General features: G+C 30.6%; 12 protein-coding genes. 3 read left to right on the forward strand and 9 right to left on the reverse strand.

The annotated features are described in order from the left end of the window. Positions 1–643 precede the first annotated feature (643 nt). The gene (locus B0A81_RS18740) at positions 644–1,405 is read left to right on the forward strand and encodes a helix-turn-helix domain-containing protein (protein WP_165768097.1); all 762 of its coding nucleotides are present in this window, start codon (positions 644–646) and stop codon (positions 1,403–1,405) included. Between the two features lie 112 nt (positions 1,406–1,517). After that, positions 1,518–2,633 (forward strand): nuclear transport factor 2 family protein, encoded by a 1,116-nt coding sequence (locus B0A81_RS18745; RefSeq protein ID WP_089059421.1) that lies wholly within the window; start codon positions 1,518–1,520, stop codon positions 2,631–2,633. 198 nt (positions 2,634–2,831) lie between these two features. Here the strand turns inward: B0A81_RS18745 and B0A81_RS18750 are convergent, their stop codons facing one another. Next, positions 2,832–3,506, reverse strand: coding sequence for a hypothetical protein (locus B0A81_RS18750; RefSeq protein ID WP_089059422.1), 675 nt, complete (start codon positions 3,504–3,506; stop codon positions 2,832–2,834). A 225-nt stretch (positions 3,507–3,731) separates the two neighbouring features. On the opposite strand from B0A81_RS18750, the gene B0A81_RS18755 reads away from it, so the two are divergent. Next, positions 3,732–4,937 carry a PQQ-binding-like beta-propeller repeat protein gene (locus B0A81_RS18755; RefSeq protein ID WP_089059430.1) on the forward strand — a complete coding sequence of 402 codons (1,206 nt, stop codon included), beginning with the start codon at positions 3,732–3,734 and terminating at the stop codon, positions 4,935–4,937. 99 nt (positions 4,938–5,036) lie between these two features. On the opposite strand, the gene B0A81_RS18760 is transcribed toward B0A81_RS18755, so the two are convergent. The 8 genes from B0A81_RS18760 to B0A81_RS18795 all read right to left on the reverse strand — a co-directional run bounded on the left by B0A81_RS18760 (position 5,037) and on the right by B0A81_RS18795 (position 11,288). Then, the gene (locus B0A81_RS18760) at positions 5,037–6,500 is read right to left on the reverse strand and encodes an FAD-dependent oxidoreductase (protein WP_394364162.1); all 1,464 of its coding nucleotides are present in this window, start codon (positions 6,498–6,500) and stop codon (positions 5,037–5,039) included. 224 nt (positions 6,501–6,724) lie between these two features. Next, complete coding sequence (locus tag B0A81_RS18765; RefSeq protein ID WP_089059423.1) at positions 6,725–7,525, reverse strand: MBL fold metallo-hydrolase; 801 nt, start codon at positions 7,523–7,525, stop codon at positions 6,725–6,727. A gap of 74 nt (positions 7,526–7,599) precedes the next feature. Further along, positions 7,600–8,163, reverse strand: coding sequence for a Crp/Fnr family transcriptional regulator (locus B0A81_RS18770; protein ID WP_089059424.1), 564 nt, complete (start codon positions 8,161–8,163; stop codon positions 7,600–7,602). 170 nt (positions 8,164–8,333) lie between these two features. Then, positions 8,334–8,723, reverse strand: coding sequence for a VOC family protein (locus tag B0A81_RS18775; protein ID WP_089059425.1), 390 nt, complete (start codon positions 8,721–8,723; stop codon positions 8,334–8,336). Between the two features lie 117 nt (positions 8,724–8,840). Continuing rightward, positions 8,841–9,779: a hypothetical protein gene (locus B0A81_RS18780; protein WP_089059426.1), complete on the reverse strand. Its 939-nt coding sequence runs from the start codon at positions 9,777–9,779 to the stop codon at positions 8,841–8,843. A gap of 86 nt (positions 9,780–9,865) precedes the next feature. Then, positions 9,866–10,408 (reverse strand): helix-turn-helix domain-containing protein, encoded by a 543-nt coding sequence (locus B0A81_RS18785; RefSeq protein WP_089059427.1) that lies wholly within the window; start codon positions 10,406–10,408, stop codon positions 9,866–9,868. 40 nt (positions 10,409–10,448) lie between these two features. Beyond that, the gene (locus B0A81_RS18790; RefSeq protein ID WP_089059428.1) at positions 10,449–10,862 is read right to left on the reverse strand and encodes a VOC family protein; all 414 of its coding nucleotides are present in this window, start codon (positions 10,860–10,862) and stop codon (positions 10,449–10,451) included. A 21-nt stretch (positions 10,863–10,883) separates the two neighbouring features. Continuing rightward, a complete protein-coding gene (locus B0A81_RS18795) occupies positions 10,884–11,288 on the reverse strand; it encodes a cupin domain-containing protein (protein WP_089059429.1) in 405 nt (134 codons plus the stop codon). Between the last annotated feature and the right edge of the window lie 521 nt (positions 11,289–11,809).

Here is an 11,809-nt window from a genome sequence, read left to right on the forward strand (position 1 = left end):
TGATTTTTTCATAAAAAATTATCTACCAATCCCTTTCGGGACAAGATTTTTAAATTAAAATTTAATGGAGAATTTTAAGTACGATAAAACAGCGAATAAAATATTCGTGCAGTACTTTTAAAATTTCTAAGAAATATTAAAATCTTGGTGGTGGAAGACAACTCTTTCTGTTCATAATCTTTTTATTTATCAATCGCAAAATTAGCAAAAAAAACAGATTATGACAATGCTTAAAAATAATATTCCGTTTATGAAAAACGTACTTACTGTTTTGATATTTTTATGTAGTATTGTAAAAAAACTTACTCGATTGTTTTTAGTGGGTATGTTTAAGGTAACTGCAAACATTTTCAAAAAAAAGTATATTTTCTAATTAATGAATATTGACAATCAAATATTATTTTTTTTAAGTGCTCTAGGTGTTTTTAATAGTGTTGTTTTGAGTTTTTATTTTTTATTCTTCAAACACAATAAAGCTAAATCGGATTTATTTCTAGGTCTTTTATTATTGTCTCTAAGTATAAGGATAGGGAAATCGGTATTTTATAATTTTAATCCGCAATTGTCAAAAACATATTTACAGATAGGTTTGTCAGCTTGTTTTTTAATTGGTCCACTCTTGTATTTTTATGTTAGATCAATATTGCAAACTCTTAATCATTCTTTTGCGAAATATACAATTGCTTCATTAATTACAGCTGTAAGTATTTTTGGTTTTCTTCTTCCATACAAAGAGAACCCTGAAATTTGGAGAGGAATAATTTACTATTTTATAAATATCCAATGGTTTGTTTTTATTGTATTATCCATTTATGAAGCCAAACATATTTTTAGAAAGTTAGTAACTAATCGAGGTCAAATTAACTATCATGAAACTTGGATATTATCAGTTATTTGTGGTGTTTTTGCAATTTGGCTTTCGTATACTTTGGCTAAATACACATCATATATTTCTGGATCTTTGGCCTTTTCTTTCAGTTTTTACATTTCTTTCCTTCTGATTTATTATGTAAAGAACAAAACATTAATCTCGGCGAGCAATAAAGAAAAATACATAAGCAAAATAGATGAAAAATTAGTAAGAGAAATTCAAGAACAGATCAATGTACTTTTTGAAACAAGAAAAATATATACTAATCCAGATCTTACATTATCAATTTTAGCAAAAGAATTAAATATTCGCCCGCAATTGCTGTCACAATTTATTAATGACAATTTGAATAAAAGTTTTACTCAATTCATCAATGAATACCGAATTGATGAAGCAAAACGGTTGTTAAAAGATAGTAATCAGTTTAAAATAGAAGCTGTGGGTTTTGAATCTGGGTTTAATTCCAGCAGTACATTTTATAGTTCTTTTAAAAAAATCACAGGCACAACACCTTCAAATTACCAAAAAGGGTAATTTCTACTCCTAAAATATACATTTGGAGTCCGATATTATAAACTTGGAACGATTTAAAACTTAATCAATATAGTTTTGACGAACATTTTTAAATCATTAAAATCCAAAGTTTATGAGAAAAATCTTTTTCGCAATTCTATTTGTATTACTATCAAATTTATCTTTTTCACAATCAGATCAGTCTCTAATTGAAGATTGTATTCAAAACTATATTGAAGGCACATCTTATAATAAGCCTGAGAGTATTAGTAAGGCTTTTTATTCTGAAGCTGATCTTTTTCTAAGTCATAAAGAAAAGCCTTTATGGATAGTTCCAATAGCAGAATATGTCACTTGGTTTCAAAAAGGAAAGAATGGTGAATTTAACGGTCGTATAGGGAGAATTATCTCGATAGAATATTATAATGATATTGCTGTTGCAAAAGCCGAAATTCTCATTCCTGAAAGGAAACAAGAATTTATGGATATGTTTTTGCTGAAAAAGATTCAAGGAGAATGGAAGATAATCAGTAAATCGGCAAGTAGTAAACCAAGTAACAAAATGGGAAAAAGAATATTATTCATTGTTTCAAATGCACATTACTACGGAAATTCAAAAATTTCAACAGGTAATAGCTTTGCCGAAATCGTAAACGCTTATGATACTTTTGTAAATTCAGGTTATACCGTTGATTTTGTAAGTCCAAATGGCGGCGACATTCCTTTGGCTTATATTAATACTTCTGATGACATGCAAAAAAAGTATTTATACAATCCAGACTTTATGTATGCAATAAAATATACTCTGAGTCCTAAAGAAGTTGATTATAGAAATTACAAAGCAGTTCATTATATTGGAGGTGGAAGTGCCATGTATGATGTTCCTGAAAACTTAGACATTCAACGCATCAGTATGCAAGTTTATGAAGATAATAACGGTATTGTTTCTTCGGTATGTCATGGAACTGCGGGTATTGTTAATTTAAAAACTAAAAATGGGAAGTTCTTGGTGGAAGGAAAAAAAATAAGCGGTTATCCTGATTCTTTTGAAAAACAAGATGGCGAATATTTTAAACACTTTCCATTTTTAATTCAGAAAACAATAGAAGAAAGAGGAGGAGATTTTAAATTTTCAAAGAGAAATGAATCTTATGTTGAACAGGATGGTCGAATTATTACAGGACAAAATTTTCAATCATCAAATGGTGTAGCCTTAAAAATTATTGAATTGATTGAGAAGAATAAATAGGGTGATTTATCAATAGTTATGTAAGGTCCATAAAAAAACTCCTTAAGGAATTAAGGAGTTTTTTTATTCAAATTTGAATCTTTTGTCTTAAAAACGACGTCTAAAGGATTATCAGAGAAGTTACTTTGTCCAAAAGGAAATTGGAAAAAATAATATAAACAGTTGTAAGAATAAGGTTTTACTACATGTTTAAAATAGTTACTCTTCTAACGTTAAATCTTTCAAATTAATGCTTCCGCACGGAATTTCTTTATCGTTGATTGTATAAAAAAGATTTTGCCCTTTTAAACTGAGTCCAGTTCGCAAAGTACCATGCGCTCCTTCTGTTACGCAAAGTAAAACAACGTAAAAACTACTCGATTGCTTCGGATTAATAGTTCTTTTTAGTGAAGATGATTTATCACTACTTTTATCTAAGAATGAATTTAAATCTTTCAAGCCATAATTAAATAAGGGAATTTTCTCGTATGTCATTTCGTTGGGAGGAAGCAAAATTTTAAAGTATTGGCCAGGTAAAGCGGGAACTTCATAGGAATGTACAGGAAAATCCATTTTTAATTCAAGAGGATTAGCTGTTTGATTGCTGACTTGAGTCCAAAATACAACATAAACATATACTTTGCCTTTTGGATCAGTGTATTTCATTCCGCCTTTTGGTAAACTATTTTCTATTAGTAGGCTTCCGCCTTTAGGATCAGAATACTCATATTTGGTGTAAATGGCTTTATTAAGTACCACTTGTTTTTTGTTTTCGATACTTTTTACTGAATCTAAAGTTTTTGCAGCACCATTATCTGATGTTGATTTATGATCTTGCTTACAAGAAAAAAGCCCCGTTATTGCCAAAATCAATAGTATTGTTTTTTTTATCATGTTTTTTAAGCTTTCGTATAAATTGGTTATAGTTCAATTGGTTTTCTTTAAAACGAATATAAGAAATATTTTTACTACAATTTAGTAACTCTGTTTAAGATAACGAAGACTTTATTACCTCTAAAATACGATAGTAATTTTTAACTATATTTGACATCGATATTTTCTTATTTAGCAGTTTTAGTGCTGAAAAAGAAATCAAATCATGAAACCCAAATTTTAAAAATGAAAACTAAACTGATAACTCTTTTATTTGTATTTACTGTAATAAATATATTTGGTCAAGCGACAGTGCAATCGAAGTCTGGTAAAACTAATTATTCTAATAATAAAGTTTTAACGGATATTGATATGGTTACTCATAAAGCGATAAAACCTCTTAAAAAAGTTCCATTAGATAAAGAGTCAATTTTGATTTATGATTACGATGGATCTTTGATGTCATTCAATTTAGAGAAAGAAGCATTTAATTGGACTGTAAAAGCGACAGATCTTACTATTGAAATGTGTGCAAATCAAGTAACGCTGCTTGATGGAGTTATTTACATTCCGTTTGTTAACGGTGAAATTTTTGCAATTGACAGTCAAACGGGTTCTGTTTTTTGGAAATCTAGACTTGGAAATATCACGGATCAAATTGTACTAAAGAATCAAGTTCCAATTATAAATGACGGAAAATTGTTTATAACGACTCAAAGTCCAAATAATAACATTTATGCTCTTGATATAAAAGACGGCAGTTTAATATGGAATTATAAGCTGGATAATTTATATAATGACAATCCGGTTCTATTTTTTGATAACAAAGTTTTTGTACAAAGCGGATCTAATTTCTATAGTTTTGAAGCAAATACAGGTAAACTTCTCAACCAAAAAGGCTTTGAGGAAGCTATGACTGGAAAGCCTGTAACGGATGGTGAAAATGTATTTATTGCAAATGAAAAAAATGTGGTTTTTGCTTTAAGTCCAGATAAACTAGATGTTTTATGGCAGTTTAAGATAGATGAAAATCAAAACGATATTAAGGATCGTATATTTTGCAAGGACAAAAAAGTATATTTCGCCGCACAAGGACCAGAAGGTTCTTCTATATATGCGGTGGACTCAAAAACGGGAACTCAGATTTGGAAAACAGACTTTAAAGATAATAATGTCGAATATATGGTTGAAGAAAGTGATAATATTTGGGGATACACTCGCAAAGGAAAACTTTTTCAAATAGACATAATGAATGGTGAGATAGCATTTGAAGTAAAATTAATCACTAAACCTATCTCAAATCTGGAATTTGCTGAAGATGATTTTTTATATTATTATTCGGATGCTGCTTTGATTCAGTTTGAGTTTAAAACAAAAGACGAAAACGAAATTTATCTGCGAACTTCTATTAAAGATGATGCTTATAGTGCTTATTTAAAATTAATTCGATAATCAAGCACTGATTCAATATTGGTAAAAAAATCAAGTAATCAATAAATATATTTAGGTTATTAAGAGATGTCAAAATTGAAATAAGAGTGACTTCTTAATTTATTTTTTCAAACATCTGCCTCTTGGTTCGTCTCCTTTATGAAGTACAATTTCTGAATGCAGGAATTCTGCGGCTTCTGCTGAATCTTTTACTTTAACTGCACTTCGTTTTAGCATTTCCGATTCATACTCTTTGAGTACGCTTTGTCTGATTCCTTTTTTTCTCCATTGCGACAACGGTTTGCATCCTTTAAATATGCCGCGAGCAAGCGAGAGTGCGTCTAAGATCGCTTGATTTGCTCCTTGTCCTTTAAATGGACTCATTGGATGGGCGGCGTCTCCAATCAAGGTTGCAAATGTTGCTTTTTCAAGCGATTCTGGTTTTAACAGTTCGCGGTCATATACGGGGTAACCAGAAATTTGAGCTTCTAAAGTGGCGTGTACAATCTGAGGAACGGGATTGTGCCATTGAGTTCTGCGGAATGCTTCTTCTTTAAGGGCTTTTGGTCCTAAGGCGCTTAATGCCTTAGCTTCATCTTCAGACATCGGAAAACTAAGCTGCCACATTACTGAATCTGCTGTATAAGGCATAACGTAGATGCGTTCATTGCCATTGGCGGTTTGAAATACTGTTGCCGAGTCTAATAAAGAACTTTTAAGGTTTTCAAGTGCGCTTAAAGGGCAAATTCCTAATATTACAATACAGCCTAAATAGCGCAGGGGAGAGTTGTCATCGTCAATTAGAAATCTGCGGACTGAACTTCGAATACCATCGGCACCAACTACAAGATCGGCTTTGGTTTCTATTATATTTTCATTCACTTGAAAACTTAGGCTGACGTCTTCATTATCTTCTTTTAAATCTACTAATTGATGTCCCCATTTTATTTTATCCTGTCCGCCCAATTGTTCAAGCATTGCTAATCGCAGTTCTTGTCTGGCGATATGTATATTGTTGCGTTTTGGAGCGATTTTTTCGTCTGATTGCATCCATTTTCTAATTCCCCATTCTCCAATTACTTTTCCATCAGTGTTATGAACTATGTGTCTTGTTGAAACGACTCCTTCTTTTAAGGTAAAAATTCCTAATCCTTCAATCGCTTTACTAGCTTGCTGTAAAGTAAGTCCGTAACCTTGAGATCGGGCATCAAAATTTTGATCTCGTTCGAATAGTGTAAAAGGGATTCCACGGTGTAAACAAGCTGTGGCAAGTGCAACTCCGCCTATACCGCCGCCAATAATGGCAACATGGGGATAATTTTCTGTATCTGCTGCTGGATGATTTTCAGATGCAATCAAGCCTGATCCTAAACATTTTAAACAAGGTTGTTGGGGAGCTTTAGGACGAACTGGGATTGTTCCTTCTTTATTTGTTTTTTCAAACTGATCTAATTCAGTTTGGTAACGCAGTCGTACTTTTTTACTAAGTCTTTTACTTATTTTACCGCGTCCTTGACATTCTTGGCAGATAGTCCAGTTTGCTTTCTCATTTTCAACTTTATTCACTTCTTCTTTGTTTTTCAACTTGCCGTCTAAATGAGTTAAGATTTATCCTATTTTCTGTAAACAGATATCCATTTTTTTTAATCAAGAATGGTTTACTATTATTAAGAATAGCAATTGCGAGATTAATGGTTGTTGACTTTTATGGTGCGAAGATAAGAAATATTCTTGCTATGATGCGGCGATCGGTTTTTCAAAACCTTCAAAGTCTTTTGATTTTGAAGGTTTTGTTATTTTTCTTTACTTTATGAAGCTAATTCAGTTTCAACTCCGCTTGTAAGCCATAGAAATTTTTCGTTAAACGCAGATTTTTCAATCTCATTTTTTAAGGATTTTGCAGATTGTTTAAAATGCCACCAGCCTTCATAATGTATCGGAATTACAATATTTGGATTTAAAAGCTGGGTTGTTTTTACGGCTTCTTCACCATTCATAGTTACTCGCAAGTTTTTCTTTAGATAGGGAAACGCGCCTGAACCTAAGTGTAAAATGGCAATATCTACTTTTTTCTTTCTCTCTAATTGAACTAAGCCATCAAAAAATACGGTGTCTCCAGAAATATAGATACAGCCGCCTGTTTGTTCTTCCCATTCTATGGTAAAGCCGAGAACTTTACCCATGATTTTGTCTAATCTTTTGATGTTTGTATGCTGCGCAGGTATAGCAGTTATTTTAAGCTGTTTTACTTTTGTAGTTTCTACTTGGTATTCTTCCCAGTTGTCAAGACCAATTGTATTGTTGTTTTTTAGACGTCTGACGGCATCTTTTGTGGAGAGAACAACTGGAACGGTTTTGATGAAATTTCTCCCTTGATTGTCCAAATTGTCTTTATGATGATCGTGACTTAAGAGAACTAAATCGACTTTGCCAATTTGTTCTATTGATAACGATGGATCAATGTATTTTTTTGAAAAGGCCAGGGGACTGCTGACACACTTAGGAAAAAATATATCTTTTTTGTCTAACGTTGGGTCTGTTAGAATTTTGAAGCCATTAATGTTTATTAAAACACAGGCTGTGTCGATATGCGTAATTGTAACTTTCATTTTGTATTAAATTTTAGTTTTTTAAATAATAATACAAAGCTCTGTCTATTAAAAGTTTTGAGAATTGACTTTGGTCAAGTAATGCGTTTTCTAATTCGGCTTAACGTTTCTGGAACTACGCCTATATAAGATGCAAGGTATTTTAAGGGAATTTGCTGAATGTATTTTGGCTGTTCAAGAAGCAGTTTAGAGTATCGTTCTTGCGGTGTTTTGGTAAGCAGGTCTAATTCTCTTTTTACTTTTTTTTCTAACAAATATTCTGTTGCGATGCGGCCTAGTTTTTTGGCTGTTTCACATTTTGTATACAGCTTTTGCAAACTCTCATATGATATTGAATGCAGTTGACAATCGGTTAATGTTTGAATGTAAATTTTAGTTTTTGTTCTATTGTAAAAGGAGTCGTATGCACAATAGAATGAATCTTTAAAGGCGAAATCGAATGTAATTTCCTTTTCGTTTGCAATCACGTAATATCGAACTATTCCTGTATCTATAAAGGATAAATAATTCTCCAATTGTCCATCGGCTAAAATCAATTCGTTTGCCGAAAAGTTACGAGTTTTTATACAGCTTAAAAATTCGGATAAATCACTTTCTAAAAAGCCAAGTTTTGTAAAATATGCTATTAATGATGTCATTTTAATTGTTTACACTGCTTGTTTAACAACGTGCTGCTAAAATTTTTATTGATCTAAAATAACAATTATTTTTTGCTGCAACAATTTACGTTCAAAAACAATATTTAGTGATGAAAGAGAAATTATGCTTTAAAAATAATTGTTTGGAGCAGATTTAAGATTGGTTATTTTTACATTCCAGGCCAATATAAAACATTAAATTTATGTCCGTCTAAATCAGAAAAACCAAAAGTGTAACCTAGATCGTAGTTTGATGGTTCAAGAAAAATTTTGCCACCAGCTTTCCTGACAGTTTCTGCCCATTGATCAACTTCTTCTTTGCTTTTTGCTGAGAGTGAAAATAAAATTTCATTTCCTTTGGATAAATCAGCTATTTCAGGCATAAATTTTTCGAGCTGCTTTTTTAAATAGAAATGTATAATAAACTTGTTATCTCCAACAAAAAAGCTGGTAATTTCTTTGGAACTTCCATTTGATTTAAATCCCAGATCTGTATAGAATTTAGTAGTTCGTTCGAGGTCTTTTACAGCTAAATTAGCCCATATTTGTTTCGTTTCCATAAGCTTAATTTTAAAAATATAAAATTAAGCTTTTATTGATTTTGTTTGGTCACAAAACTATTTAAATTGAATATAGTGTTGATATTTAGTGATTAAGGTTTTTTATTTTATATCGTTTTACTCAATTTTAAATCGTTCGTTTTTACAGTCAATTATGATTTTATGGTTTAAAAAAAGTTTGTTTCCAATCATTCCCTGCATTCCTGAATGTTTCATTAAAAAGGTCTGCATTTTAGAAATACCTTCGATATAAGTCACTTCAGATATTTTTAATTTTGTATTTCCTAGTTCCATTTCTTTATTTGCAGCTGAAGAAATAACGGTTAACACATTTCCCCACGAGTTCCCTTTTTCTATTTTTAGTTTACTGTTTTTGGTTCTGTATTTTTGCCATTCTTCTTTATTTACAATTAATTCGTAACCGCTGGTTCCAGAATCATATAGCAATTTTAAACTTTGATTTTCGATTCTTGCAGGAAGGAGAAGTTTACGTTTTTTAAACTCAAACGGAGTAAAATCTTTGGTGATGCTGTAGTCTTTAAATGAGCATAAGCTCTTGGTAAAATCAAGAATAATAGTTTTTTTCTCTAACAAATCAGTTCCAATAGTCCCAATGATATTTAAAGTTTCTGGGTTATCAAAATCGACTTTTTTACCATAATCCAATATTTGAAAATTTTTTGATGAAATATTCAAGTTATCCATTCTAAGACTTGATGAAATGTATTTTTGTGTATGCTTAAATTGATTTTTTTTTGCAAATTTTTCTTGTATTGATTGTATTGGTTTTTTATAAAAAACGGTAATAGGTGAACCGAAATCAAGCTGCATGTAAAATGTTTTTTCAATTCCTTTTATTTGAACAGGTAATAGAAGTGCCGTATATTGATTGTCTCCGTCAGAAATCCATTTTATAGGCAGATTAACTGCATTTCCAGAAACTTTTAGATAGTTTTCGGGAGGACTAAATTTATTATCAAAATAAAAATAACCGCCTGCTAACGATAAAACAATTATTGCAGAAAAAATTAGTAGAATTCTCTTTATTACTTTCATAACTTTTTTTGAGCAATATTGAGAATTATTATGCGTTTTGGCAGAAAAAAGGATATGACTTTTTTACGTCATCTTTATGACAATAGTTATAAAATATTGGTTTTTAGTTTTATACACAAGTCTGATTTTTGAGACAAACTCAAACCATTTTTAAAAATTATAAAAATATTTACTGCTTTCATTACCACTAAAAAGACAATAAATAGTGGAAATTGCAACGAAAACACTTTCTGAATAAATGGACTGATGATCATTAAAGTTCCAAGGATAAAAGTGTAAATAATTTGAACTGTTAGTACGCTTTTTCCAAGTTCTTTTGCTTTTGGCTCTTTTGATTTGTAAATTAAAATAGAAGGAAAAATAATATTTCCAAATGGGATTACAAGAGAAGATAAGGCTGAAAAATTAATCAGTTTTGCACGTTTAATTTCGGGATTTTCTTGTGCATTAGAAATTAGGCTTTCAGGATCAATTTCAAATGCTTTTGCTAATGCTTTCAGGGTAAATCCTTTTGGAATATTTCCTGCTTCGATTCTTTGTATGGTTCGTAATGAAAGCCCTGATTTTTCTGCAAGTTCAGTCTGAGTAAGATGTTTTTCTTCTCTATGTATTTGAACTTTTGTTTTCATTTTTTTTGATTTATTTCTTTATGCAAACAGATTTTACTCTTTAATAAATAGGTTCCCAAAGTTCAATTTTGTTGCCTTCTATGTCCATAATGTGTACAAACTTTCCGTAGCTGTAGGTTTCAATTTCGTCAAGAATTGTTACTCCATTTTCTTTGAGTTTTTCTACAAATGCCTCAATATTTTGTACGCGATAGTTGATCATGAAATCTTTTTTGGATGGAGAAAAATATTCATCTCCTTTTTTAAAAGGGCACCATTGTGTTGATTCTATTTGTTCTGGTTTATCGATATTTCTTGATTCAAAACCTGCAGAACCCCATTCGTTGATTTCAAAACCTAAGTTTTTAGCATACCAATTTTTGGTTTCCTTCGGATTATCTAAAAAAAAGAAAACACCGCCAATTCCGGTAACTTTAGGTGTGGTATTATCTGATTGATCTTTTGATGTTTCCATAGTATTGTTTTGTTTTTATAGTTATTCTATTTGTTTATTAGAAGCAAGTGTCAAAAGAAAGAAAGTTTCTTCTAAAGCCAAAACGCTGTGGAGAATATTTTCATGTAATGCGATCATTTGTCCTTTTTCAATCAAAATACTTTTTTGTTCTGTAACAAAGTTTATTTTTCCTTGTAAAACTTGTACACTAATTACTCCGCCGGCTTTGTGTGTTTTTAGTTCTGCATTCTTTTTCAATCCTAATAAAACAATTCGCATCGTTTCTGATTTAAAAACAGTTACTGAATTATGATCTTTATCCGTCCAGTTCGACTCATTTTTTATTTGAACAATGGATTGGTTTAAGTCAATTTCTACCAGTGGAGCGTTTATAATACGATTGCTTTCGGTACGCTGTGGTGCTGTATTTTTATCTTTCTTTTCCATGAGCCGCTTAATTAAATTTATTACTATTTAAATAAAAGTACTTTCTGCTATTCTCAAATTTTAAGTATTACTAAGTTAAAACTTTTTTGGTAATAATAAATTGTTGATTTTGAGTGAAATAATAAATATTATAAGCGTTGTTGTGTATTAATATAAACATATCACAATTATTAATTTGAGTCTCAAAAATTTCACTTGATAAAGAGCTATATTATTCAAAAAAAACTTTTCAGAGCGTTTTTTTAAACTCTAAATAAAGTTAGTTTAAAAAAAAATAGCCATTGTGTTTGCAGGGAGTTTGCTAGAGAATATGCGGGTTTTTTAGTTTGAGAGTTTGTTTTGTTTACAATTAATTAACATTATTCTTGAACTAAAATATGTTTTAAAAGAATAAATGTGACTTTATGAAAGTAATTGTGTCTAAAATCATAGAAAGACTCATTTAGTACAATCTGTGAAGATTTTATTTACTGATTTCAAATAAAAGTTTAATCCCCTTAATCTTAAATTTCTATGGATTT

This window comes from Flavobacterium plurextorum (assembly GCF_002217395.1).
In the GTDB taxonomy this organism is placed as follows: domain Bacteria; phylum Bacteroidota; class Bacteroidia; order Flavobacteriales; family Flavobacteriaceae; genus Flavobacterium; species Flavobacterium plurextorum.